The sequence below is a fragment of the Acinetobacter cumulans genome (genome assembly GCF_003024525.3).
Lineage (GTDB): Bacteria > Pseudomonadota > Gammaproteobacteria > Pseudomonadales > Moraxellaceae > Acinetobacter > Acinetobacter cumulans.
In genome coordinates, this window is sequence record NZ_CP035934.2 from 1535332 (window position 1) to 1561258 (window position 25927).

General features: G+C 38.4%; 20 protein-coding genes and 1 pseudogene. 14 read left to right on the forward strand and 7 right to left on the reverse strand.

What is annotated here, in order from left to right:
* The first annotated feature begins 178 nt into the window (after positions 1-178).
* The 4 genes from C9E88_RS07255 (at position 179) to C9E88_RS07270 (ending at position 9560) form a co-directional block, all read left to right on the forward strand.
* Positions 179-2929, forward strand: a complete 2751-nt coding sequence (locus C9E88_RS07255) for an autotransporter assembly complex protein TamA (protein ID WP_106984860.1) — start codon at positions 179-181, stop codon at positions 2927-2929.
* A 21-nt stretch (positions 2930-2950) separates the two neighbouring features.
* The gene (locus C9E88_RS07260) at positions 2951-7471 is read left to right on the forward strand and encodes a translocation/assembly module TamB domain-containing protein (protein WP_106984859.1); all 4521 of its coding nucleotides are present in this window, start codon (positions 2951-2953) and stop codon (positions 7469-7471) included.
* A gap of 267 nt (positions 7472-7738) precedes the next feature.
* Positions 7739-8500, forward strand: coding sequence for a hypothetical protein (locus C9E88_RS07265; RefSeq protein WP_106984858.1), 762 nt, complete (start codon positions 7739-7741; stop codon positions 8498-8500).
* A gap of 13 nt (positions 8501-8513) precedes the next feature.
* A complete protein-coding gene (locus C9E88_RS07270) occupies positions 8514-9560 on the forward strand; it encodes a linear amide C-N hydrolase (protein WP_106984857.1) in 1047 nt (348 codons plus the stop codon).
* A 79-nt stretch (positions 9561-9639) separates the two neighbouring features.
* On the opposite strand, the gene xseB is transcribed toward C9E88_RS07270, so the two are convergent.
* Both xseB and xseA read right to left on the reverse strand, forming a co-directional pair.
* A complete protein-coding gene (xseB, locus tag C9E88_RS07275; protein WP_106984856.1) occupies positions 9640-9834 on the reverse strand; it encodes an exodeoxyribonuclease VII small subunit in 195 nt (64 codons plus the stop codon).
* On the reverse strand, positions 9831-11108 hold the full coding sequence (xseA, locus tag C9E88_RS07280; RefSeq protein WP_106984855.1) for an exodeoxyribonuclease VII large subunit: 1278 nt from the start codon (positions 11106-11108) through the stop codon (positions 9831-9833). Before xseA ends, xseB begins: the two co-directional genes overlap by 4 nt.
* Positions 11109-11720: 612 nt before the next feature.
* Between xseA and C9E88_RS07285 the strand changes: the two genes are divergently transcribed.
* From C9E88_RS07285 to C9E88_RS07300, 4 genes are all read left to right on the forward strand, one after another.
* Positions 11721-12080, forward strand: coding sequence for a roadblock/LC7 domain-containing protein (locus C9E88_RS07285; RefSeq protein ID WP_106984854.1), 360 nt, complete (start codon positions 11721-11723; stop codon positions 12078-12080).
* A 68-nt stretch (positions 12081-12148) separates the two neighbouring features.
* A complete protein-coding gene (locus tag C9E88_RS07290; protein WP_106984853.1) occupies positions 12149-13129 on the forward strand; it encodes a hypothetical protein in 981 nt (326 codons plus the stop codon).
* 9 nt (positions 13130-13138) lie between these two features.
* The gene (locus C9E88_RS07295; protein ID WP_106984852.1) at positions 13139-13678 is read left to right on the forward strand and encodes a GTP-binding protein; all 540 of its coding nucleotides are present in this window, start codon (positions 13139-13141) and stop codon (positions 13676-13678) included.
* 17 nt (positions 13679-13695) lie between these two features.
* On the forward strand, positions 13696-14124 hold the full coding sequence (locus C9E88_RS07300) for a roadblock/LC7 domain-containing protein (protein WP_106984851.1): 429 nt from the start codon (positions 13696-13698) through the stop codon (positions 14122-14124).
* Between the two features lie 172 nt (positions 14125-14296).
* Here C9E88_RS07300 and C9E88_RS07305 read toward each other — a convergent pair whose 3' ends face one another.
* Complete coding sequence (locus C9E88_RS07305) at positions 14297-15592, reverse strand: Y-family DNA polymerase (protein WP_106984850.1); 1296 nt, start codon at positions 15590-15592, stop codon at positions 14297-14299.
* Positions 15593-15608: 16 nt separating this feature from the next.
* Positions 15609-16238, reverse strand: coding sequence for a LexA family protein (locus C9E88_RS07310; protein WP_106984849.1), 630 nt, complete (start codon positions 16236-16238; stop codon positions 15609-15611).
* A gap of 291 nt (positions 16239-16529) precedes the next feature.
* Here C9E88_RS07310 and C9E88_RS07315 point away from each other — a divergent pair, with 291 nt between their 5' ends.
* The 5 genes from C9E88_RS07315 (at position 16530) to C9E88_RS07335 (ending at position 21129) form a co-directional block, all read left to right on the forward strand.
* On the forward strand, positions 16530-16733 hold the full coding sequence (locus C9E88_RS07315; RefSeq protein WP_106984848.1) for a hypothetical protein: 204 nt from the start codon (positions 16530-16532) through the stop codon (positions 16731-16733).
* A gap of 84 nt (positions 16734-16817) precedes the next feature.
* The gene (locus C9E88_RS07320) at positions 16818-17249 is read left to right on the forward strand and encodes an I78 family peptidase inhibitor (protein WP_106984847.1); all 432 of its coding nucleotides are present in this window, start codon (positions 16818-16820) and stop codon (positions 17247-17249) included.
* A 112-nt stretch (positions 17250-17361) separates the two neighbouring features.
* Complete coding sequence (locus tag C9E88_RS07325) at positions 17362-17721, forward strand: hypothetical protein (RefSeq protein ID WP_106984846.1); 360 nt, start codon at positions 17362-17364, stop codon at positions 17719-17721.
* Positions 17722-17923: 202 nt separating this feature from the next.
* Positions 17924-18193, forward strand: coding sequence for a hypothetical protein (locus C9E88_RS07330; RefSeq protein WP_106984845.1), 270 nt, complete (start codon positions 17924-17926; stop codon positions 18191-18193).
* A 296-nt stretch (positions 18194-18489) separates the two neighbouring features.
* Entirely contained in the window at positions 18490-21129 is a 2640-nt protein-coding gene (locus C9E88_RS07335) for a bifunctional aconitate hydratase 2/2-methylisocitrate dehydratase (protein ID WP_106984844.1), read from the forward strand.
* A 242-nt stretch (positions 21130-21371) separates the two neighbouring features.
* Here the strand turns inward: C9E88_RS07335 and C9E88_RS07340 are convergent, their stop codons facing one another.
* Positions 21372-22304 (reverse strand): IS5 family transposase, encoded by a 933-nt coding sequence (locus C9E88_RS07340; protein ID WP_137287934.1) that lies wholly within the window; start codon positions 22302-22304, stop codon positions 21372-21374.
* Between the two features lie 54 nt (positions 22305-22358).
* On the opposite strand from C9E88_RS07340, the pseudogene C9E88_RS07345 reads away from it, so the two are divergent.
* Positions 22359-22802: pseudogene (locus C9E88_RS07345) on the forward strand (cation diffusion facilitator family transporter); the annotation flags it as partial.
* A 39-nt stretch (positions 22803-22841) separates the two neighbouring features.
* Here C9E88_RS07345 and chrA read toward each other — a convergent pair.
* Complete coding sequence (chrA, locus tag C9E88_RS07350) at positions 22842-24176, reverse strand: chromate efflux transporter (RefSeq protein WP_106986590.1); 1335 nt, start codon at positions 24174-24176, stop codon at positions 22842-22844.
* A gap of 631 nt (positions 24177-24807) precedes the next feature.
* Positions 24808-25926: a phage integrase Arm DNA-binding domain-containing protein gene (locus tag C9E88_RS07355; RefSeq protein ID WP_106986591.1), complete on the reverse strand. Its 1119-nt coding sequence runs from the start codon at positions 25924-25926 to the stop codon at positions 24808-24810.
* Between the last annotated feature and the right edge of the window lies 1 nt (position 25927).

The window sequence follows — 25927 nt, forward strand, 5'->3', positions numbered from 1 at the left end:
TATGTGCTACATAAAGTTTTATTAAGAAATGTGAGTGTTTAGTAAAACAGCGAAGAAAATCATGTAAGATACTTTAAAGCCTAGGAAAATGGATCAATTCCATTGAAATTCAGTTCTTGAATTTAACTTCAATGGGGTTAAAGATCTATTTCATAAACATGTATGTTTAGAGTTCGCTATGCCAGAAAAAATAAATTTTAAAAAGACCACACTTAATTTAAGTATAAGTCATTTGACACTCGGGCATCATAACAACAAACGTTTGTGTTTAAGTATCTTTTTAACATTGTTTGCGCAGCACGTAATGGCTCAAACAGTTGAAGAACATACGCCTGTCGCCGATGCAACTCAAGTGGAAATGGTGAATGCATTAAAGGCTGAAGCCAGTCAACAAGGTGTTTCTGAGGAGGAACTTCGTCAAAAAGTTGAACAACAGCTGACAGAGCCAGCTCCTGTAGACAGCGTACAAATGTTACAAGAACAACAAAATTCTCAGACCCCTATTGAGGCGTTTAAACCGATTGAGTTTGATGATTTAGAAAATTTGCCAGTTGAACCAATTGATCAACAGCTTGCAAATGAAATCTTTAAAGTTGCAGAAGAGGCGAAACAGTCTGCTCAGAACTATAGAGCAACACAAAATAATGAAGTAGCAGTTGCAGATATCACCCAACAAGAACTGCAAGAAATTAACCAAGCTCCAGTCAATGTAGATGTATTAATGCAATCTATCCGCGCGGATAGTGACATTGCGATTCAAGAAAATCAAACGGGTCGTGAGTTGGTGGTGGGTTTAGATAATCAAGAAGCTGTTGACGATAAGCAACCCAATTTCTTTAAGCGATTATTATATAAAGTGCGCCCGCCACGCCAAATGAATACAGCGAAAGTGCCACGGATTACTGCAGATGTTGTTTTGGTGTCTTCGCAAAATGAAAGCAATGTCTCAAATAAAGATTATGCGGAAGCATTAGAAAACTTAAAAGCCAATATTAAAGGTAAGTTGTCGAGTTTTACACAAGAATCGTTCAGCGACTTTCCTTCTGCTTTACCTCAGCTACGTGCCTTGTCAATTCAGGCTTCACAGGCTGTGGGTTTTTATAATTCTGAGTTTAAATTTGAGAAAACTAGTAATTCTCGTGTTCGCGTACTTGTTACACCAAATAGCCCTGTAGTCATTCAACAGCAAAATGTTGAGTTTACAGGCCCAGGGGCGAATCAAGCACAGTTCAAAGTGATTGGTGTATTGCCAGATCAAGAAGAAGGTGGTGTGTTTAATCATGGTTTATACGAAAACACTAAAGTTCGTATAGATAATGCAGCATCTAATAACGGCTATTTTGACTCATATTGGCGTTTGCATGATGTGAAGGTTGCGCAGCCACAAAATACTGCCGATATTAACTTGCGCTTTGAAACAGGTGAGCGTTATAAGTTGGGTGATGTCGAATTTAGAATGAGCGACCCAACTAAACCATTCCCTTTGAATGAGAAAATTTTACGTAGTTTAGTGACATGGCAAGAAGGTGCGGATTATGCTTTTTGGCGTGTAAATGGCTTAGCCAATAACCTAACCAACTCACGTTACTTTAACTACACTTTGGTGGATGCAGTCCGTCCAGATCCAATAGAAAAAGAGCTAGACTTACCGCCAGATTTACAAAAGCTGGTCGATCAAAATCAACTGTCAGCAGATGATTTAGCAGTACAAGATAAAAAAGCGGTAGCTTCAGATCATGAAGTTACACAGCATGTAGTCAATGAAGATCAATTTGCAGGTGTGAAAGACCCAGAGCAAAAAGCGAGCCTACGCAGTTTGGCGGAGCAACAAGAGCAAAAAGATAACGAGCAAGATGTATTAAAAGATAAAGCACGTGAAAGCAAAGTTGTTCCTGTGATTGTCACTTTAAATGCTGACAAGCTAAATAGTGCAGAAATGGGTGCTGGTTTTGGTACAGATACAGGTGTTCGTTTACGTGGGCAATATCGCCGTGCCATTGTAAATGAGCGTGGACATTCATTTGATGCCAATATGGAGCTGTCACAAATTCGACAGTCTATAGATGGTCGCTATAACATTCCTTATAAACACCCACTGAATGATTACATTAGCCTAGTAGGCGGTTATGAGCGTGAAGAGCGTGATAATGTCGGTGGTGATGTTAACTTGTTAATTGAATCTGCAGTTGCAGGTGCTGACCGAATTATTAAAAACCCACGTGGTCAATGGCAACAAACTTATGGTCTACGCTATCGATTAGACCGTATTACAGAAAACGGCTTAGCTGCTGTCGATATTGATAAAATACCTGAAGCTTTCTTAGTAAATGCCAATAGCCAGCAACAATCTTTATTGGTGGGTTATGAAGTATCTAGAACAGACACGGACAAACGTGTAAACCCAACGGTTGGTTTTAAGCAGACTTATAAAGTCGAGTTAGGTTCCGAAAAATTATTGACCGATGCTGACATGGCAATCGTGAATGCGGGTTGGCGTTTTATTTACTCTTTAGGTGAAAATGACAACCATCAGTTTGTGGGTCGTGCCGATGCAGGTTATATTTTTACTAAAGATTTTAGTAAAGTGCCCTATAACTTACGCTACTTTACAGGTGGCGATCAAACCATTCGTGGATTTGACTACAAGAGCTTAGCAGCATCTGAGTCGGGCTATAAAATTGGTGGTCAAGCATTGGCGGTCGGTTCTTTAGAATATAACTATCAATTTAAAGATGGTTGGCGTGCGGCAATTTTTAGTGATGCAGGCAATGCCTATGACAAAGATTTTAATACCAAAACCGCTTATAGCGCAGGTTTAGGTATTCGCTGGGCATCACCAATTGGGCCAATTCGTATTGATGTTGCATCGGGTTTATCTGATGATAATCACCCAATACGAATTCATTTCTTCATTGGCTCACAATTATAAAATACGGTAATAGAGAGAGTTATGGCTGATCAAGAACAGCAGCAAGAAAACAATAATCTACCAGAAGAAAGTGTACCCAAGCGACGCCGTATTTTAAGAAGTGTCTTGCTTACACTTGGCTTTATTATTGTATCGCTCGTGGCTGCCTTAGCTGTGATGTTTTCTACAGACAAGGGCAGTAAGTTTTTGCTCGACCGTGTTTTAGAGCGTCAACAAATTATTCAGTATGAATATGAAGGTGGTAATTTATGGCGAGGCATTATTTTACGTAATGTTTTGGTCAGCCTAAAACCTGTAGACGTCAAAATTGATCGTGCTGATGTAAAATTAGGCTGGCGTGCAATTTTAAATAAAGAAATTCACTTAAGCCATGCTGATGTTAGAAATCTACAGATCATCACTAAACTCCCACCAAGTGATACACCTTTTAGCTATAGTGATATTCGTTTGCCATTTGTATTACGTGTAGATGATGCAGATGTAGACTATATGCTCATTAAAACCCATTCAGCAGGCGTAGATTTTTATGATATTCATTTAAATGATGCCTTGTGGTCAGGTACAAAACTTGAGTTTAAAGACTCGCGTGTTGATATGGGCTATTTAGCCGTACGTAGTGCAACGGGTTCAATGGACTTTACAGGTCGTTATCCAATTCATGCAGATGCTGTGGTGAATTTACCTTCATTACGAGAAAGCTTAAATATTCATGATATTAACGTTGCAGCTCGCGGTACTTTAGAAAGTATTCAGGCGGGTGTGGCAACCAATACGCCAGACTTACTGACGGGTTGGGCAGTTGTACGTCCAATGGATCATCACGTGCCAATGAAAGGTGCATTAAAGTTTAAAAACTACAATTGGCCACTCTTAACAGACTTCAAGCTACATTCTAAAAAAGGTGTGGCAGAGTTTCAGGGCAATATCGATCGTTTAGACTTAAATGTCAGAACGGATCTGAAAGGAAAAGATCTACCTGAAGGCCAGTACAGTGCCATCATGCATACCGATTTGATTCATCAACTAAATATTGACGACTTAAATGCACAGTTAATGCAAGGTGCTGTGAGCGCTGCTGGTGTGGTGAGTTGGAAGGATCATGTCACTTGGGATATTCGTGGTGCATTATCCAAAATTAATCCTAAAGATAAATTAATTCCACAAGTGGTACAGGACTTTTTACCACCAAGTCTAGACGGCAAAATAGGCTCTAAGGGTACACTAGAAAATGGTCTGCATTTAACAGCTTTGGTTGACTTTGATAAATACGAAACATGGAATCTAAAGTTAGATCAAAATCCAGTTAAAAATGATAAACCACAGCCAATGCTGATGAATGTGTCTTGGAAGAATATTGATCGCGCTGTGCCTTATGTTGGATGGTTAAGTAGTGCTTCTGGTGATGCGAAATTAGCATTGGTTGAAGGTCAGCAAAATATTTTTGTTGCAACAGCTGTGTCCGCACATGATAAAGGCATGCTTCCTGCAGGCCAGTATCAGGCTCAATTAAACCTCAAAAATAACAATTTGAATGTGCCAAGCTTTAGCTATATTGCACAGCAAGGCGCACTTAAAGGCAGTGCCGTGGTTCAGCTTCCAGATGACAAGCGCATGCTGAAGTGGAACGCACAGCTTTATGCAGATCATTTTAATCCGCAGAGTATTGCTGCTGCCGCACCTATCGATGTTTTAAATGGTCAAGTAAAAGCCAATGGTTATGCCAAGCCAAATCAGCAAATTATTCACTTAGATGCAGTTGATTTAACTGGGCGTTTAGTGGGTCAAAAAGATACTGTTCGTTTGACAGGTAAGAGCACAGCAGCCTTACTTTTCCAAGATGCTAAACAAGGCGGTGCGTTTAAAAGCTTTGCTGTGCAATATGATGGCGGTTTAACCGCAAGTCAGTTAGCAGCCAGCCAAGGTGTATTAAAGTTAAATGTAGCAGGCACACCTGAGTTAATTAAAATTTCAGAGTTACGCCATGATGGTGTCGCTGGCAAAATTTTGGCCAATGGGGTTTTAAACCTTAAAGATGGTTTGGCTTGGAATGTGAATGCCTCATTGGTACGTTTTAAACCGCATTATTTTGCATCGAATGTGCGTGGCGAATTATCAGGTAATGTAAAAACACAGGGCCAATGGTCAGATCGTTTGAAACGCGTGCAGTTAGACGGTTTGAATTTGGCGGGTGTAATTAATGACAAGTCTATACGTGGTAAAGGTAACCTAGCTATTGTGGTTAATTCAAATCAAAGTGGATTATTGCCACAGCAGTTTGAAGCCAATAATTTGTACTTGGCGTATGCAAGTAACCAGATACAAGCCACAGGTAATGCACAAAACTTAAGGCTTAAAGTCAATGCGCCAGCTTTATATGAAATTTACCCAGGTTTAAGAGGTCGGGCATACGGCTATTTAAATATGCAAGTGCAACCTCGACTACAAGCCTCTGCAAACTTAGCGATTGATAATTTCGGTTTAAATAACCTGTTTAGCATTCAAAAAGTACGCATACAGGGACAATTGCCAACATCGCAAAGTGTTCCGTCATTGTTGACCGCAACTTTAGACAACTTACGCAGTGGTAACCGTGGTATTTCGAAGGCCTCACTGTCACTGGCAGGTACACGTAATGCACATGTGCTCAAAGTAAATGCAGAAAATAAAATTACTAAATTTGGCGTACAGTTTGCAGGCGGATTTAATGCGCAAAATAACTGGCTAGGCCAAATCCAAAAAGGTGATTTCGACTCACTGCGTACTCGTCTTGTACAACGTCAAAATGCTTCGATTATTTATAATACAGCACAGTCGGATGTTTTTATTGGCGCACATTGTTGGATGAGTCAGCAAAGTGAGTTGTGTTTTGATCAACCTATTCGTGTTAATCCCAACCGTGGCAATGTGTCATTTACTACGCGTAACGTGGACTTAAATGACTTTGCGGCCTTCATGCCCGACGGTTTAGCGCTGACAGGTAAGGTCAATGGTTATGCCAAAGCCTCATGGGCAAAAGGTGCAAAACCTAAAATTGATGCACGTTTACTCACGCGCGACGGGGTAATGGGCTTGGCTGCAGAAGATCCGCAGTATCTTGGCTCAACCATGAAATACGATGAAGTGGCGTTGGTACTCAAAAGCGTTGCACAAGGTTTACAGCTTCGATTAGATGTAAAAGCCCCTGATATTGGTACAGGTTATGCCAATGTGGTGATTGATCCTTATAAAGAGTCAAAACCAATGAACGGTGAGATTGCCTTTAATCAAGTGCAATTGAAAATTTTGAAACCGTTTATTCAAGATGTGCGCGCGTTAGGGGGCACCATCTCGTATGCGGGTAAAATCAGAGGAACACTGACATCGCCATTATTAGAAGGTGAAGCACGTATTAAAGATGGTTCAATCAGTATGATTTCTTTACCTGTGAACCTAACCAATATTCAGTTGTATTCTGCCATTCGCCAAAACAATGCTTCAATTAACGGTGCATTTAATAGTGGACGTGGTGTTGGTAAATTAACAGGTAGTGTGGATTGGAAAGATGAACCACGGGTACAGCTCAGCTTAAAAGGCAGTGATCTGCTTATACGCCAAGCACCACTGATTACGGCCCAAGTCACACCAGACTTAAATTTAGATGTTTACCCATTTAAAAAACGTTTAACTCTGAATGGTACGGTTGAAGTACCGCGTGCACTTATTTCAATGCCTGAGTCTTCAGTGCCTGTTACGGCTGTTTCATCTGACGTTCGTATTGTGCATGAAGGCGATAATCAGCTCGAAATTTTAAAATCAGCACGCCCTTGGGATATCCGTGCTGACCTTAGTGTAAGCTTGGGCAATCAAGTGATTTTCCAAGGTTTTGATAGTCGTATTCCATTAATTGGTCGCTTGAATTTATCACAACGTGGTTTAGAAACAGCAATGCGTGCCAATGGTGCAATTGGTGTATCTAAACGTGTGAAAATTGAAGCTTATGGCCAAAGCCTAGATTTGAATCGTGCGATTGCTCGTTTCAATGGCCCATTGTCTAATCCAACCTTAGATGTGGATGCCAATAAAACTATTCAGAGCAGTACTGTGGGCGTACGTGTAACAGGAACTGCAACAAGTCCGAGTATTCAAGTGTATAACGATGCTGGCTTATCTGAACAAGAAGCGATGAATGCATTAATTACGGGACGTATTAATGAAGGCGCGACAGGCTTAAGTCAAACTGAGAGCTTTAAATCCGATGTAAACAATACCATTGCAGCTGCTGGTATTAGTATGGGCTTGGGCGGTACACGTGCCTTAACCAATCAGATTGGTCGTACATTTGGTCTAAGTGGTTTGGCGTTGGATGCACAAGGTACAGGTGATGATACCCAAGTATCTGTAACGGGTTATATTACACCAGACTTGTTTATTCGTTATGGTGTAGGTGTATTTACTCCAGTCAATAAATTGACATTGCGTTATCAAATGAACCAACGCCTGTATTTAGAAGCAAGCCAATCTTTAGAACGCGCAATAGACGTATTTTATAACTGGCGCTTCTAATCTTGTTTGTTCTGTAGACCTAAAAATATCCGCCTAAATTTAAAACCATTTAGGCGGTTTTTTTATTACGGTGCATTTTAAATGGCGCAAACAATTACATCATGTGGCATTTATTGGTATTGGGTGAGTTAAATTTACTAAAGTATTTTTAGTATGTAATGATAAAGATATACGGTTATAAATCTAGCTGAAGAGGTTGGTACAATTTAATAGTAGAAACTGATAAAAGTATGCTAAAAAAGAAATAGAACACATCAGGATAATAAAATGTACTTAAAAACTTTAATAAATTTTACGGTGGGTTTAGCGCTAATAGCGAGTCAATCAGCAATTGCAAATGAGATTTCGGATACATTTAAAGGAAAAACGAAACTCAATTTGAATCTTTATGTTTTTGTTGCGGATATCGATGGCGATATTAGCAAAGGTCCTATTTCCTATGAGGTTGAACAGCCTTTTAAAGAGACGTTAAAAGAGTTAGATAAATCCTATATGGCACATTTGGATTTGAGTAAAGGCAAATGGGGGATTTATGCAGATCGTCAATATGTAAAAACTTCTCAAGATAAACAGGTTTTGCATGTTCCTTTGGCTTTGGCGACTAAGTTGGATCAAAGTAGCTACGGTATTTATTATCAGGCCTATGTTTCCCCTGAGCAAACCAAAGATCAATACGCTAAATTCATTGTTGAGCCCACTATAGGTATGCATCATACAGATGCCAGTGCAACACTTGGTGCTTTAAATCATAAGATTCAAGCTTCTACAGAATGGGATGAATTCTTTTGGGGTGCACGATTTAAATATAACCTCGATTCTGCGTGGAATTTTGCTTCAGAAATCACTTTTGGGGTTGAAGATACCCGTTCTGTACAAGCTTATGTCGGTTACCGCATTCCTGTATTTAACCGACATTTGAATATACGTGGGGGCTATTGTTATTTTGAGCAAGATTATACAAGTGGTGATTTCAAGTGGGATATTAAAGAACACGGACCAGTCGTCGGCATAAATTTACCAATTTTTTAAATAGAGGCGTTTCATGAATAAAGCATTACAAAAAGTGTTATTCGCAGCAGGATTGATGTTTGCTGCTGAAATGGCTTCGGCATGTACGCGTGTTATTTTTCAGGGCAATAATGAGATTATGACAGCCCGCTCAATGGATTGGAAAAGTGATGTCGGCACAAACCTATGGATTTTACCCAGTGAGGTTAAGCGTAGTGGTTTGGCTGGTCCAAAATCTGTGCAATGGACGTCTAAATACGGCAGTGTGGTTGCAACAGGCTACGATATTGCCACGACTGATGGCGTCAATGAAAAAGGCCTCATGGCAAATTTATTGTGGTTAGTAGAGTCTGAATATCCTGCAGTGCAAAAAAATACCAAAGCAACTTTAAGTATTTCACTATGGGCTCAATATGTATTGGATAATTTTAGCTCGGTAGATGAAGCGATCAAGTTTTTAGAAAAAGAACCGTTTGTAGTCGTATCAGATCACGTGCCAGGTGAAAATCGCTTAGCGACGTTACATTTATTAATTTCAGATGCAACAGGCGACAGTGCCATTATTGAATATATTAATGGCAAGCAGGTCATTCATCATAACCGCAAGTATCAAGTGATGACCAATTCACCTACCTTTGATCAGCAACTGGCGCTCAATACATATTGGCAACAAATCGGTGGCACCACCATGCTACCAGGAACAAACCGCGCAGCTGATCGTTTTGCTCGTGCATCGTTCTACACCAATGCCATTCCAAAAAATGCAGATCAAAAACATTCTTTGGCAGGTGTATTTAGCGTGATTCGAAATGCTTCAGTACCTTTTGGCTTAAATACAGAAGAAGAGCCGAATATTTCATCTACTCGCTGGCGAACAGTTGTAGACCATAAGCGTGGTTTGTATTTCTTTGAGTCGGCTGTTTCGCCTAATGTGTTTTGGGTGGATTTAAAAGATATCAACTTTAAAGATGGTCAAGCCAAGAAGTTGGAGCTGAGTGCAGATCAGGCCAAAGTATATGCCGGCAAAGCCAATGATTCATTTAAAGTGACTAAACCGTTTGAGTTTTTAGGCGCTCGTTAATCTAAACAAAATAGATTAAAAAAAAGTAATCCTAGGATTACTTTTTTATTTTGCAGTGTATTTACGCCGTATACATACTTTATTCTTTGAAAGTTTCATTGAGTGCATTTTGCACAGCGTCAACTCGAGATTTACAAGCTTTATAGGCTTGCATAGATTCCTCAACAATTTTCATCAAATTATCAATATCTGGTTCTTGTTGCGATTCTAGCAATTCAGCATTTTTCTTTAAAACGTCGTAGCCTTGTTTAAAGCTGATGGATTCATTACTCATGGTAATACTCCCGTATGCGGGTGAATATGGATCAGTTTGGCATCTAAAATGCCATCCTGAAGTTCAATTTGGATAGGTTGAGAGGCCTTTAGCTGTTGAACATGACGAATGCTGTGACCATCTTGACGCACAACAGCAAAGCCTTTGGAAATTACTGTGCGTGGGTTTTGTAGTAACGCTTCACGCATTAAAGCTTCTACTTGATGTTTGGCAAATTTCAGTTGCTGATTGGCATAGTTTTCAGTCAGTCCAATGAGCTGCGTGAGCTGCTTGGAGGCATCCTGTAGCTGGTTTTGTGCAAGGGTTTGAATCAGGGTTAAGAGTTGGTCATTTTGATTTTGATAGACGCTAATTTGCTGTTGTGACATGAGCTGGATGCTTTGCAAATAGTCGCTGACTTCCTGTACACGTTCCACAATATGATTTCGGATACCTGCGATGACTTTACTTGGCGTATCAAAAGAACGGTGCGCGATTTCATCTAAAATTGTACGGTCTTTTTCATGACCGATGCCGACCCAAATAGGAACGCTACGCTTACAAAGTAAAGCCGCTAAGTCATAGTCATTTAAATAGGCCAGATCATTGACTGCACCACCACCACGAATAATCACAATGAGGTCTGGGGCAGTATCATATTGGTTTGCCCATTGTCTTAAACCTAAGGCCAAGGCATCTCGAATACTTTGCGTCGCTGTATTGCCTTGGAACGTCGCATAATGATAAATAAATTGGCACACTTTTGCATTGGACAGCGCATCTGCATCTTTTTTAAAGTCACCCAAGCCTGCTGCTTTTTCTGGAGCAATAACCAACACACGTTGAATATCAAAAGGGGATGCTAAACCTATATTACGTTCGATTAAGCCTTCTGCTGTTAATTTTACTAAGATTTGCTGGTAGCGTTTGGCTAAATCACCTAACGTAAAGCTAGAGTCAATTTCTTCTACATTCACAGAAAAGCCGTACTGTGGATCAAATCGGGCACGTACTTTAATAAGCACATTCAAATCACGACTGAGTTCAATACCACTTTCTTTTTCAAATGTGCCGACGATTTTTGACGCCGTAAATTTCCATATCGTCGCTTTACAGCTGGCAATGACTTTGTCACTGTCAGGATCTTTTTCTGCCAGTTCTAAATAGTAATGACCACCTTTAATATTTAGATTACGAATCTCCGCCTTGACCCATACAGCATCATCAAAAGCCAGTTTGATGACGTTTTGAACGGCTGATAGATATTCACTCAGTGAAAGTTGTGAGTCGTTCATTAATTAATAGAGTATAAATTATGCAAAATGTTAACAAATTATAAGTTTTTTTTAGGGGGAAAACATGAATTTTGTATAAAATATTTAAGTAGTTCATAAACTGAGTGAATCTAAATTATTGTGGGCCTCACGAGATGAAAAAATTAAATATGGATGTAAAATAATCATATATTTGATTTTTTTAATTTAACCATTTAAATAACGAAAAATAATTGAAAAAATCACTGTAAATTATTATTAATTATTGTTTTTCTTTCATTCTTTTGATGGTTATTGCCAATTGGTTTGCTGTTTTTTGTAAAGATAAGCTAAATATAAAAATATATTTATTAAAAAAATAGAAAATAGAAAATGGCTTAAAATTCTACAAATTTTGATTAAAAAATCGATTTTTCAGCGTTATTTTTTGCTTTTTTTAGTATTTTTTCTTATGTTTATATTTGTTTTGTTAATTAATTATTGAGTTTTTCTATATTTAGCTATTATTTTTAGATGATTTTAATTGATCTAATTTGCCAATGAACGATAGGTTGTTTGATGATATTTTTTTACCGCAGTAATTTATTTTTTAAATATTATCAAAATATAATATAAAGTCAGGGGGAGTACAGCATGGCTAAAGTATCATTAGATTCTTTGCTTGAAATTGATGGTTTTATCGCGAGTGCGCTTGTGGATAGTGAGAGTGGTTTAGCTCTTGCTACACAAGGTAATAATACAATTGATTTAGAGCTTGCGGCAGCAGGTAATACAGAAGTAATTCGTGCAAAGCGAAAAGTATCTAAAGCATTAAATTTGAATGATTCGATTGAGGATATTTTGATTACGTTGGGTAAGCAGTATCACTTAATCCGTCCATTGGATTCAAATGAAGCATTATTTCTTTACTTAGTGTTAGATCGAAGTAAAGCTAACTTGGCTATGGCACGTCATGAGTTAAAGCACTTCGAGAAAGAGCTTGATTTTTCTTAATTGAAATAAAGGTTATTGCACCTAGCAATAACCTTTTTAATTTTTAACTAATATGATTGTCTAAAATTATGGCTAAATCAGTTTATGTTTCAATATTCGGTTTAAGTCTTTCGACGATTAATGATTTAAAAAATATTATTTATAATAAATTTTCTAGCCAGTTTGATATTTGTTGGACACCTATTTCAGATGATAGGTTGCAAATTTTATTAATAAATGATGATTTTTCAGATATTGATTATGTTGAAAAAATAAATAAATCGAATGTAAAAATTTTAAAATTAAAGAAAAATGAAAAATTATCAGGTGAACTTGTTAATAATACACTATATTTACCCATAAATTCATCACAGATATTGAATGAATGGATTAGTAATGCGTTAGGTGATATTCATGAAACTTATTATAATAATGAAAATTCATGCAATATTTTTCCAGAAAATGTTGATATTTCAAATACCATTAAGCATCAAATTCTTACGTCTGCTTTTCTGCAAGTTACGCAAGAATATTCAGGGATTAGTCATTTTGTTATTGAAAATAATGACAAAATAATCGCCTGTTTTGATTTGAAAAATAGGGAGTTTTATCAACATCCAGAACTGACCAGTATTACGGGGCAAGATCTATCAATTGTACCGGCAAACCTTAATATTATTGTTAAGTTTAAGAAAAATTTTCAATATAAAGAACTCAATACTGGAATTTGGCAATTTATTTGGGATCATTCCCCGTCAGATTTACCTGAATATTATGGTGCATATCGTTTACGTCATTGGCCACAACCTGAGCTAGATCAGCAACGTCATGTAGTATTAAAAATTTCTGCTTATTTTAGCCGAGGATGTACGGTGCAATATATTGAGCAAAAAACCAGTATTAATGCAACATTGATCAATCGCTACCTATTTGCATGTCACATTGCTCAAATTGTAGAAGAAATTCCTGAAAAAGATTCATTGGGTCAAATTACGACGCCTTTAGAAATTCAGGAAGTAAGTAAGGTGCGTGGTTTTTTTAACAGCTTGCGTAAAAAGCTAGGGTTATAGTGGAATAAAATGATTTTACATCAATACAAAATAGTTTTTGCAGGGACAATGGGTGCGGGGAAAAGTGAGGCAATTAAGTCATTATCCAGCGTTGGCGTTGTATCCACGGAAGCAATTAACACGGATACTCAGTCTCACACTAAAATGTTTACTACAGTCGGAATCGACTATGGTGAATTAATCTTAGATGATGGAACGAAAGTAGGGTTATATGGTACGCCAGGCCAAGAACGCTTTGATTTTATTTGGAGTGAGATTTGCAAAGGGGCTTTAGGTACAATTATTTTAATAGATCATAGCACTGAGAATCCAATCAAAGAGCTTGATTTTTATTTAAATTATTTTAAAACTGTTTCTGAAAATATTATTATTGGTATAACGCATTTAGATGTGAAAACAGCTTATAACACATCTATTTATAGAGATTGGGAAAAAAGTCAAATAGATACAAAATATCCGCTATTCTTTATTGACGCCCGTGAAAAAAATGATGTGCTTTTACTCATTGAAGCATTGATTGCCAATGCAGAAGTTCAATTTTCAATTTAATTATTTAAGGTAAAAGTATGTTAGCACATCAATTGAATCGTCAAGCGCCAGAGGCACTTGTAGAATATGCTCACGAGCATCTTAATGCATTGCTCAGAGATATTTCGGAAGTTGAATTTACTATGCTGTGCTCTACAGATGGGTTTGAGCTTAGTTCAGCATCTAAGAAGAAGATTGAGAATGCCGGTAAATTGGCCGCTGTAAGTAGTTCTATCCTAGCTATGGTACAGGCTTTTATGGGCGAGATAAATTTGGAAGGTTGTCAAAGCTTAACTTTGGACGCCAATAATGGCAAAGTCGTATTAACAGCTATTCCAAATGCTAAATACCCAATGGTATTGGTCGTACTAACCTCAAAGCATGTGCTTTTAGGTCAGCTACTGTATTCCATCAAGAAAATTGTTGAGGCGATCACGAAAAAAACCGAAATCATCAATCATGGTTAATGCCTTTTTGTTGTGCAGATCTTTTTTAAATGTGCTGATCCTTTTTTAATGCTGTAAATTTCTAGGTTGTGATTGTACAGTTGGTAATCATCTTGTCGCGGTTAGGTTCTATTTCTACTTGTTTTAAATAGACATGACCGCGCTTGATACAACTGAGGAATTTCTATATAGCCTATTTCACCCTTAAGAGTTCATTCCAGTTACTTAAATAGGCGGGCGAGCACATATTTTTTTTCATTCGCCATGTGGCTGCATCGTCTTGAGGTAGCCCTATAGAAACAAAGTGATGGCCAAATTTTTTTTGAATATGATCGAGTGTATCGGAGAGTTTGGAGCGACTTTGACGCTGCGCAAGATCACAAAATAAGTCGGGTACAAAATTTTGCTTGGCTTGTAGTTGCAATAAAACGACGCCTGCTTTTTTATATTTAAATCCAGCTTTATAAATTGTCTCAACGGCATACGTTGCTGCTTGTGTGATGCTGAGTAAATCATCGGTGTGTTCATTTAGCGTAATGGCGGTATAAGGTGCATATTTTTCGTTATTACCAAAACGTCCTGTCTGAATAAATACACCCACCATACGGCATAAAGACTGATCTGCTCTTAAACGCGTGACAGCACGGGCAATATAAAGCCGTATAGATGCTTTAATGTCTTCAAGTGCATAAACTGGCTGTCCATAAGAGCGACTACTAATAATTTGATATTTACATGGTGCGTCTTGCTCAATGTCTATACAGGCTATACCCTGCAGTTCACGTACAGTTTTTTCCATCATCACACTAAATAAGCGACGCATGTCCTTTGGGTTAGTTTCAATTAAATCCAATACACTGAAAATATCCATCTGGTTTAATGATTTGTGGTGATTGCGCCCAATTCCCCAAACTTCATTTACAGGCATTTGGGCCAGTAGTTGTTCTGAGGCGCAAGGATCCATGGTGACTAAATTGCAAACCCCATTTAAGTATGTATTTTGCTTTGCAAGATGATTGGCTATTTTGGCTTCAGTCTTTGAGCGTCCAATACCAATACAGCACGGAATCCCTAGCCATTGATTGACGGTTTGAATAATTTTGCGTGCATAGTCCGTTAAATCAAATAAATTTTGATAACTGGTGAAATCTAAAAAGCATTCATCAATTGAATAAATTTCCCGCTCTTCGTCGTTTACAAATTGCCCTAGGATATTCATAAAGCGTTTTGACATTTCGGTGTATAAACCGTAATTGCTCGAAAGTACTTGTACATTGTGCTGTTGTATTAAGTCTTGAATTTGATATACAGGCACCGCCATTTTAATGCCTAAAGCTTTGGCTTCGGCGCTACGCGATACCACACAACCATCGTTGTTTGAGAGAACAACAACAGGCACATTATTTAATTTGGGATTAAAAACACGTTCACAGCTGACGTAACAATTGTTCACGTCGACTAACGCAAATATTTTATTTTCGGCTTTCATAGCAATGCTCTATATTTTACAAACGCTTATAGAGCTGCTTAAGATTAAATGTCACCACACCCTGAATGCTAATAGTTTGCGAGTCTTCTGGAATGATATGTTCATAAGCAGGATTTTCTGCTTTTAACCACATTTCAGGCAAGACTTTATTGGCATCGCCAAAGATATCGGCAATTTCATCTTTAGACATTTTTGCGCTAATCATCAGGCGTTTTAGTGTAATTTCACGGTTATCAATCAGTGCAACCACAATATCGCCATGCTTGGCTTCTAAACTACGGTCAACCAAAAAGGTGTCATTAATTTCAAAGCCTGCATGAAGGAGTGATTCACTATCTACATGTGCAATAAAGGTTGCTAATGGATTAATCACCAAATAATCATTTAAGTCTAAGGCTTTTTCAAAGACATCTTTATTGGCAAAAGCAGGCCCTGCAGGAATTCGCTCGAGTGCAACAGGAAGTTGAATATGCGAGTTTCGCTTGATGGCTTGCACATTGAGATTCGAGTGTAAAAATGCATCTGAAATATCTTGCTGTTCAAGCAAGGCATTAATAGTCGGACTGGGTTTGCCATTGTCGCCCATGAGGTGTTGTAAGGACGACCACGCTTGGTCCGAAAAATAAATCGGCAGCTTTTTTGACATATTTGCTCCTACGCTACAAGGCGTGTTTGAAGGAAATCTACTTTTTAGCATAAGGGTTGCGTGGTTTAATTTTCAAATTTAAAAAGCTTTAAAAATCAGTAGCACGTCAATTTAGGACGTTTAAAATGGAAGAGCTTGATGCTAAGCATGCGCTTGTATTTGGTTTTAAGACTGGATTTAAGATGAGAATAATCAATAGTAAAGTGAAAATACAGATTGAAAATCAATAAAACCATACTATAAAGTATGTGTATATTGAAAGAATATGATTTCTCATTTGAGTATAAGACGATGTCAACTAAATTTACGCTAAGATTTGCCATGATTTTGCTATTTGTTTTGGTGTTTACAGCAATTGCGATTCATTTTTTCTTTAACCCAGGTGCGACAGTCATTCTTTGGATTTTTGCAATGCCAATGATTTTAGGTGTACCAATTTTATCTTCAGTGGTTTTGGCGACTAACGAAGAACTTGATATTCATTCGGTCAATTAAGTATTTTGTTTTGAGCACTTTTTATATTCTCGAGTAGCTTTGTAATAACTGTTAATTTAAAGACGAATTATGAAGGAAAGACTAATGAAAAATATGATTTGGATGAGTTTGATGGTGGTTGGGCTCGCAGGTTGTGCGACTCATAATAGTCAAAGCACAGTGCCAAAAGTGGGGATGGCTAATCCTGCAAGTCAATACTGTGTGGATCAAGGTGGAAAGCTTGAAATACGTAATGAAACGAATGGTCAGGTTGGATATTGCCATTTAGCCAATGGGCGGGTAGTAGAAGAATGGGCATTGTTCCGTGCAAGTCAGGCCAATTGTTCTGCTGAAGAGGCGAAGCGTTTGGTTGGACAATCGAATTTATCTAAAGATCAAATTAAAGTGCTCACAAAATCTCAAATTGTCAGAATGGTTCAACCCGGACAACCTGTAACAATGGATTATCGTGCAGAGCGTGTAACGGTTACAGTCGATCCAAGTAGCAAAAAAATTACTGCTGCAAGTTGTGGTTAAGTCAAATTGTTCAAAAAGCCCGTAAGGGCTTTTTGTTTGTTTAGAATGCTCTCATTATTTACATGACAAAAGCCGAGCGATCTTTTATATTGCCTGTCGTAAGGAGAAATTCATGAAAAAGTTACTCGCTTTATCTGTTTTGGTGGCTTTGGTTGGTTGTGCCGAAAAGAAACCATTAACACCTGAAGAGCAATGGCATGGTTATTGTCGTAGTGTGGGTAATGCTGCACGTACTGTAATGTTAGATCGTCAAAATGCGATTGAAAAAGACAAAGCAGTAGAACATGCTTCAAAAATTGAAGATGAAACTACAAAAAAGTTTCTGATCAGCATTATTGACGAAGTGTATGCCTTGCCTGAAGATGCCATCAAAAATGATGTAGAAGCATCACGCGAAAAAATCCGAGCTGAATTTACAGCCAAATGTATTGCAACGCCACACGACGAAATGCCAGATTACAAACCATTTTAAGCGTGTAGCTTGATAAAAAAACCGTTCATATTTGAACGGTTTTTTTATGGGTATCTATTTTTTATGGATAGACAGGAATACTTATAAATAGCCTAAGCAAAATGTGATCACAAATTGACACAAAACCTATTTCTAAAATATAGAAAAGCTTATCTTTTTAATGAATAATGATTTTGAAGATCCGCATTAAAAGGAGTAGCAAATGGATGTTGTTGGCTATATGAACCATGCAGATTTACTTTTGGAAGATGAACAGGGCCTTGTCATTATTGGTGGCGTAAATTATGTGCTGAGCATTGGGGACAAGGTTTATTTTAAGCATAATATTATGCAGGGAACACCGCGTTGCGAAGTCGATATTTCGTTCGCAAGTAATCAGCACTGCGGTAGATTTGAAGACCAGTGTCAGGTGAAATTTAGTGGCAGTCGTACAGAATTAAACCAATATATTTCGGCAACTACAGTACACTAAGGTGGAATATCCAATCTTAAAAAATATAGGCAACATTTAGTTGCCTTTTTTTATGGGGTGAATTCCACTTCAAAGTTAATTTGTGAGTGAAAAGCATGCAATAAGTGTTGAATTTGATTGTAGATTAAGCAAAATCGATACCATTTATTTACAAAATAACGGGCATCACAAAGAAACACTTTACTTGCATTAACTTTTAACTGGAATTTTAGTAAAATTTAGCAGTCCATATTACTTGTGAAGCTTTTATAAAGCAGGAATTCGCGAGTAATTTTTTAAAAAAGAGGAATAACACTGTGCTAGAAGCTTACCGCCAACACGTTGAAGAACGTGCCGCACTCGGAGTCCCACCGAAGCCACTTGATGACGCTCAAACAGCTGCATTAGTTGAATTATTAAAAAATCCACCAGCTGGCGAAGAAGCATTCTTAGTTGATTTGCTTGAAAACCGTGTTCCTGCAGGTGTTGACCAAGCTGCTTACGTTAAGGCTGCTTTCTTAGCTGCTTTGGCAAAAGGTGAAGCGACTTCTCCACTTGTAACTAAAGAACGTGCGGTTTACCTACTAGGTACTATGCTTGGTGGTTATAACGTTGCTCCTTTAGTTGCTCTTCTTGATGATGCTGAGCTTGCTGAACTTGCAGCTGACGCGCTTAAGAAAACTCTTCTTGTATTTGATGCGTTCCATGACGTTGCTGAAAAAGCAAAAGCGGGCAATGCAAATGCACAAGCAGTTATGCAATCTTGGGCAGACGCTGAATGGTTCACTAGCCGTAAAGACGTTCCTGAAGAAATCAAACTTACAGTTTTCAAAGTAACTGGCGAAACTAACACAGACGACTTGTCACCTGCACAAGACGCTTGGAGCCGTCCAGACATTCCGTTACACGCTAACGCAATGCTTAAAAACGTACGTGACGGTATCAACCCAGAAGTTCCTGGTGAAGTTGGTCCGCTTAACCAAATTAAAGACCTTATCGCGAAAGGCAACCAAGTTGCTTACGTAGGTGACGTTGTTGGTACTGGTTCTTCTCGTAAGTCAGCAACTAACTCTGTACTTTGGTTCTTCGGTGACGAAATTGCTCACATCCCGAACAAAAAAGATGGCGGTTACTGCTTAGGTTCTAAAATTGCTCCGATTTTCTTCAACACAATGGAAGATGCTGGTGCATTACCAGTAGAAATCGATGTTCAAAACATGAACATGGGCGACGAAATCGTTCTTAAGATCGATCACGCTGCTGCTAAAGTTACTGCGTTCAAAGACGGCGCTCAAATCGCTGAATCTGAACTTAAAACTCCAGTTCTTCTAGACGAAGTACGTGCTGGTGGCCGTATCAACCTTATCGTTGGTCGTGGTTTGACAACTAAAGCTCGTGAAGCTCTTGGTCTTGCACCTTCAACTTTATTCCGTACTCCAGTTCAACCTGCAGCTACTGGTAAAGGCTTCACTCAAGCTCAAAAAATGGTTGGTCGCGCTTGTGGTCTTCCTGAAGGTCAAGGTGTACTTCCTGGTACTTACTGCGAACCTAAGATGACTACTGTTGGTTCTCAAGATACAACAGGTCCAATGACTCGTGACGAATTGAAAGACTTAGCTTGCCTAGGCTTCTCTGCTGACCTAGTTATGCAATCTTTCTGTCATACAGCTGCGTATCCAAAACCAGTTGACGTTCAAATGCAACACTCGCTTCCTGATTTCATCATGAACCGTGGTGGTGTATCACTACGTCCAGGTGACGGTATTATCCACTCTTGGTTAAACCGTATGCTTCTTCCAGATACAGTAGGTACTGGCGGTGACTCGCATACTCGTTTCCCAATTGGTATTTCATTCCCAGCGGGTTCTGGTCTTGTAGCATTTGCTGCTGCAACTGGTGTTATGCCACTAGACATGCCTGAGTCTGTTCTTGTTAAGTTCAAAGGTAAAATGCAACCTGGTATCACTCTACGTGACCTAGTACATGCAATTCCTTACGTTGCGATTCAGCAAGGTGACTTAACTGTAGAGAAAAAAGGTAAGAAGAACATCTTCTCTGGCCGTATCCTTGAGATCGACCTTACAGAAATGGAAACTGACCTTACTGTTGAGCAAGCGTTCGAACTTTCTGACGCATCTGCTGAACGTTCTGCAGCTGGCTGTTCAATCACACTTTCTGAAGAGAAAGTTGCTGAATACCTTCGTTCGAACATCACTATGCTTAAGTGGATGATCTCTGAAGGTTATGGCGATGCGCGTACTATGGCTCGTCGTGTAGAGAACATGGAAAAATGGTTGGCTAATCCATCACTTCTTAAAGCTGATGCTGATGCTGAATACACTAAAGTGTACGAAATCGACCTTTCTACAATCACTGAACCAGTTCTTTGTTGCCCGAATGACCCAGATGACGCTAAATTGCTTTCTGACGTTCAAGGCGTGAAAATTGACGAAGTATTCGTTGGTTCATGTATGACTAACATCGGTCACTTCCGTGCAGCTGGTAAACTTCTAGACAAAGTTCCTGGTGGTTCTTTATCTACTCGTCTATGGTTGGCTCCTCCAACTCGTATGGATGAACGTCAATTGATGGAAGAAGGTTTCTACAACATTTATGGTAAAGCTGGCGCTCGTACAGAAATGCCAGGTTGTTCATTATGTATGGGTAACCAAGCGCGCGTAGCACCGAACACTACATGTGTATCGACTTCTACTCGTAACTTCCCGAACCGTTTAGGTCAAGGCGCTAACGTTTACTTAGCTTCTGCTGAACTTGCATCTGTTGCTGCTGTACTTGGTAAATTACCAACTCCAGAAGAATACCAACAATATGCAGCTCAAATTGATAGCATGTCTGCTGACATCTACCAATACTTAAGCTTCGACAAAATGGAAACTTATACTGACGCTTCTAAAGAAGTTGATACGAAGAAAATTGCTGCTGCTCAATTGTCTTAATTGATTAAGTAGAATAGAAAATCCCACTTTAGAGTGGGATTTTCTTTGTTAGTGTGTAAATAAAAATAAAAAACTAATCGAGATAAATTATGAAAATTAATATTTTAGCTTTAATTGGGTTTTGTATATTTTCAATAAATAGCTATGCTGATGTTTCGTATTCAAAACTAAATAGAAAGCAGTTTGCAATGGCTTTGTTGCACAAAGATGTAAAAATTAAGATTGCCCATATCTACTCAAATTTAAGGCATAACTTGGGTATGTAGTTGACCTAACTCGGTAAATTTATTTAACACGGCTACACGTGCATGGATCTCATTGGTTTGGCTATTAAAGTTCCTTGCACTGAGTTTATCGCCTAATAATTTGATGCAGTGCATCTTGGTTTCCACCAAACTTCGGCGATGATAGCCTGACCATTTTTTCCATAGTATTCTGCCAAACCGTTTAACAGTACGAAGTAATTCATTTCGTTCTAGCGAGCTGACCTTTGTATCTTTCCAAGGTTTCGCATTTTTTCTTGGAGGAATCACCGCATGCGCTTGCCGATCTGCAATGACCTGACGACATTGTTTGGTGTCATAAGCGCCATCCGTATAAACAGAGTCAATCTGCTCATCTAAGGAAATTTGATCGAGTAAATCACCAAGTACCTGTGAATCACTTACATTGTTAGTTGTAAGCTGAACTGCACGTATTTGGAGAGTTTTAGCATCTATACCAATATGTAATTTACGCCATTGACGACGATATTCAGGCTGATGTTTCTTCCTTTTCCATTCACCTTCACCTAAAAACTTTAGACCGGTAGAGTCTACTAGCAAGTTAAGCCCACCACTGCTTTTTTGATAACTAATCGCAATATCAATATGTTTTTGTCTTCTGCAAAGCGTACTGTAATCTGGTGCTGTCCAATTTAATCCACAGAGTTTAATCAGACTTTGAACAAAACCTGTGACCATACGTAAAGAAAGGCGAAATAAAGATTTAATCATTAGACAGCATTGGATGGCGGTGTCGGAATAAGTTTGATTTCGTCCATGCTTGCCTTTTGGCTGCGCATACCATTGAGTCTTAGTGTCAAACCAAATTGAAATATTTCCTCGATTTATTAATGCTCGATTATAAGAAGACCAATTGGTGGTACGATAAATTTTAGGTGCAGGCTTGTTCATTTGGAAATTATATTGTGGAATAAGCCCTTAACGATAGGTTTGTGCAACAAAGCCGATTTAAATCAAAAAGCAGCATTTTTGCATGTTGTAGCTGATGCCGTAACATCTGTATTGGCCATCATTGCATTGTTTGCAGCTAAATATTTTGGTTGGGATTTTTTAGATGCAGTGCTGGGAATTGTTGGTGCTATTTTGGTTGCACATTGGTCTTGGGGGCTCATTCGCGAAACAGCTAAAACTTTACTGGATGCAGAAATGGAGCATCCTGTCGTTGAAGAAATTCAAGAGGTCATAGAAGATTTAGACAGCCGAATTGTGATTACGGATATTCATGTATGGAAGGTGGGTAAAGGCAAATTTTCTTGTATTCTGTGCTTAGACGTAGGCAACATGAATATAACTGCGGATCAAGTTCGCAAAGCACTATCCATCCATGAAGAAATTGTACATGTTTCTGCTGAAATTAATCACAGTTGCAGGCTACAAGCGGCAGTATAAACATGGTGTGTTATAAGCAGGTCAATGATCTGCTTATTTTTACTTGCTGAGTTGAATGAATATGCCAAGTAAAGCAGCTAGGCCAATGACACGTAATACGCTTTGATGAAATTTAAAGAGCGCAATGCAGGCAAGGAACGTTATGATAGCTGCTATGTAATCAAATGCCCCATTAAAACCTTTTGGCCATAGTACATGGTATACAAAGAAAATGGCTAAATTTAGTATGACGCCCACCACTGCAGCTGTAATTGCTGCAAGAGGCGCTGTAAATTGAATTTGATTATGTGTCGATTCAATCATTGGTGCGCCACCAAGAATAAATACAAATGAAAATAAGAAAGTGAACCATGTAACAATCATTGCACCTAAAGCACCCGCAATAAATGTATGTTCAGGCCCGAGTAGTTCAAGGTTATATCCACCCATAAATCCAACAAAAGCCACGACCATAATCAGTGGACCGGGTGTACTTTCACCCAATGCTAAACCATCAATCATTTGTGTTGGTTTTAACCAACCATAAAAGTTTACAGCGCCTTGATACATATAGGGTAAAACTGCGTATGCGCCACCAAATGTCATTAGAGCGGCTTTGCTAAAGAACCAAGCCATTTGTGTGAAGTCATGCGACCAGCCATAAATTATTGTCAGTATGCTCATAGGTAGGCACCACAGTACTGCAGCAAAAACTAATAATTGAATCAGTCGAGACACTTTAAAAATGGCATGCTGCGGTGCTGGCGTGTGATCGTCAATAATCGCTTGGCCATAACTTTTTGAGTTTGTGCTTTGGTGATTGTCTGAGAAAAGCTCAGCTTTAAATTTACTGAGTACATAACCGCTGATTGCAGCTAAAAGTACAATCCAAGGAAAGGGAACTTTAAATGCAAATATTAAAATAAACGCAATACATGCAATTGAGTACATATAATTATTTTTAAGTGATTTATGTGCAATACGATAAGTGGCATGAAAAACGACAGCAGTAACAGCTGGTTTAATGCCATAAAATAGGCCTGCAATGATGGGGATATTGCCAAATTGAGCATAGACCCACGACAGACCTATTAAAATAAAAAGTGAAGGTAAAATAAAAAATAAACCAGCAATAACACCACCTTTTGTCTTATGCATTAACCAGCCCATATAGATGGCCAGTTGTTGGGCTTCAGGCCCAGGTAACAGCATGCAATAATTTAATGCATGCATAAAACGTTTTTCTGAAATCCATTTTTTTTGTTCGACAAGTTCTTGATGCATGAGGGAAATTTGACCCGCTGGCCCACCAAAGCTAATAAAACCAAGTTTTAACCAAAATAAGATAGCTTCTTTAAAGCTAATTTCGGGCTTCGTTTCTTTAATCGTGTCCATAAAGTTTCGCTGTTAAAATGGGGTGAAAGGGTCAAACAAATATCTGATTTTAATAATATAATGTGAAATTTTTTAGGCCTGATGACAGGCAATGAATTTCATGAAATATTTAAGTATTTGAAGTGCACAAAAAAAGAACCCTAAAAACGTGAAATGTAAAATGATGATTACTGCCGTGTCAGTAAGCTAGTTCATACTTAGATCTGTCATGTACTGTATTTAATTTAGCGTATGAGTCGTCAAGCCGAGTTGTATCAACGGTATCTTTAATCTTCTTATGAGCATTGAATAAATCCTTATACTTGATAAAATGCCTGTCTTATTTATGTTTTGAACTTTATTTGCGTTTTGCATTAATGGTGCAATTCGAAAATAAAATATAAAAAACAGTGCTTTAATTAAAGGTTGTTTAAATGTTTGATATTTATTTAACATGGTTGTGAATTGTTTCTAAGTATCTATTTTTATTGATCTTTATATTGTTTCTTTCGCATAAAATAGTGTCAAAAATGGCAATTATGGAATTTATGTAAAACAATAACTTACAGTATAGTTTTGCTAAGGTTTTCTCTGTCAAAAAGGCAAATAAAAAGGCTCATGTAGTAGAGCCTTCTGTAGTGATAATCGGTTGTTATTTAAACGGCAATTCAATTCCAACGTCAGCATCATTCCAAATAATCTCATGCCCAGAGGCATACATTTCAGTCATTTTTTCTGTAGCATGGCCAGCTAATACTTGAGCAGATTTTCCTGATTTTTTGTGCAAATGAATCGATAAAGCTCGAATCTCATGAAAGCTTGGTAACTGACGTCCACTAAGATCAGGATAGGCGTTTGAAAGTTGAAGCGCTTTTTGGAATTCGCGTGAAACATAAGGTGCCTCTACCTGTGACCAATGCTCTTTAAGCTGACTTTTATTTTTCGTTTTACCCTTCGGCACACGATGAATAATGAAGGGGCTAAGGACATTATCTTTACATCGATCTAAAACCGCCTGCAATTCTGCATTCACTTTGATTCGAACATAACCTGCACCTTCCAATAGCTCAAATTCATCTTCAGGATCATCAGTAGTTTTTTGCTGTGCGACATGTAAATAACCATCAACAATATCTGTCCATTTCATATTGATGATGTCAACACGTCGTTGAGTTGTGAGCATTGCTAAATCAATAGCATTCTTTAACCATTGAGGGGAAGCATCACGAATCTTAGCCAAACCTTCAAGTGTGTGGCGTTTACGTTGTTTAACACGGAAGCGCTTAATGGTTTGTGCAGCCGGGTTCTCTGTCACCAATCCTTTACTGATTGCCAAATCAAAAATTTGAATCAATAAACTTCGGGTTTCAATGCTTGTTGAAGCGGGTAAGCTTTCAAGTAGCTTATTTGTCATAAATAGGGTAATTGATGACAATGGCTTATCGCTCCATTCACTACAGCGATTTAAGCTATGTGTATACGTCTTAATAGAGTTTGGAGCGAGAGAACGTCCATCTTTTCGACGTTTTTCAGACAAGAACTTTTGTGAAAACTCACCGAATGTTACTTCTCCCATAACCACTGAAACAAGATCGGTCGAAGGGGTTAGTATGTCATTCAATTTACGTGCAGCAGTGATTGCTTTCGCTTTTTCATTACCCATACTGTGCCATTTACCAGTTAACGGATGACGATAGCGCCATCCATTTCCGGTATTTCGGTATAGATTTGCAGGTAAATCTTTATTTCGCTTGGTGCGTGGTCGTGCCATG

Bases quoted from the DNA above. Each gene is read 5' to 3' on its own strand.
- chrA (WP_106986590.1), bottom strand. From the start codon at position 24,176: ATGGACACGATTAAAGAAACGAAGCCCGAAATTAGCTTTAAAGAAGCT.
- C9E88_RS07330 (WP_106984845.1), top strand. From the start codon at position 17,924: ATGGATGTTGTTGGCTATATGAACCATGCAGATTTACTTTTGGAAGAT.
- C9E88_RS07260 (WP_106984859.1), top strand. From the start codon at position 2,951: ATGGCTGATCAAGAACAGCAGCAAGAAAACAATAATCTACCAGAAGAA.
- C9E88_RS07315 (WP_106984848.1), top strand. From the start codon at position 16,530: ATGTCAACTAAATTTACGCTAAGATTTGCCATGATTTTGCTATTTGTT.
- C9E88_RS07355 (WP_106986591.1), bottom strand. From the start codon at position 25,926: ATGGCACGACCACGCACCAAGCGAAATAAAGATTTACCTGCAAATCTA.
- C9E88_RS07340 (WP_137287934.1), bottom strand. From the start codon at position 22,304: ATGAACAAGCCTGCACCTAAAATTTATCGTACCACCAATTGGTCTTCT.
- C9E88_RS07325 (WP_106984846.1), top strand. From the start codon at position 17,362: ATGAAAAAGTTACTCGCTTTATCTGTTTTGGTGGCTTTGGTTGGTTGT.
- C9E88_RS07285 (WP_106984854.1), top strand. From the start codon at position 11,721: ATGGCTAAAGTATCATTAGATTCTTTGCTTGAAATTGATGGTTTTATC.
- C9E88_RS07300 (WP_106984851.1), top strand. From the start codon at position 13,696: ATGTTAGCACATCAATTGAATCGTCAAGCGCCAGAGGCACTTGTAGAA.
- C9E88_RS07310 (WP_106984849.1), bottom strand. From the start codon at position 16,238: ATGTCAAAAAAGCTGCCGATTTATTTTTCGGACCAAGCGTGGTCGTCC.
- xseB (WP_106984856.1), bottom strand. From the start codon at position 9,834: ATGAGTAATGAATCCATCAGCTTTAAACAAGGCTACGACGTTTTAAAG.
- C9E88_RS07270 (WP_106984857.1), top strand. From the start codon at position 8,514: ATGAATAAAGCATTACAAAAAGTGTTATTCGCAGCAGGATTGATGTTT.
- C9E88_RS07295 (WP_106984852.1), top strand. From the start codon at position 13,139: ATGATTTTACATCAATACAAAATAGTTTTTGCAGGGACAATGGGTGCG.
- C9E88_RS07320 (WP_106984847.1), top strand. From the start codon at position 16,818: ATGAAAAATATGATTTGGATGAGTTTGATGGTGGTTGGGCTCGCAGGT.
- C9E88_RS07305 (WP_106984850.1), bottom strand. From the start codon at position 15,592: ATGAAAGCCGAAAATAAAATATTTGCGTTAGTCGACGTGAACAATTGT.
- C9E88_RS07290 (WP_106984853.1), top strand. From the start codon at position 12,149: ATGGCTAAATCAGTTTATGTTTCAATATTCGGTTTAAGTCTTTCGACG.
- C9E88_RS07265 (WP_106984858.1), top strand. From the start codon at position 7,739: ATGTACTTAAAAACTTTAATAAATTTTACGGTGGGTTTAGCGCTAATA.
- C9E88_RS07255 (WP_106984860.1), top strand. From the start codon at position 179: ATGCCAGAAAAAATAAATTTTAAAAAGACCACACTTAATTTAAGTATA.
- xseA (WP_106984855.1), bottom strand. From the start codon at position 11,108: ATGAACGACTCACAACTTTCACTGAGTGAATATCTATCAGCCGTTCAA.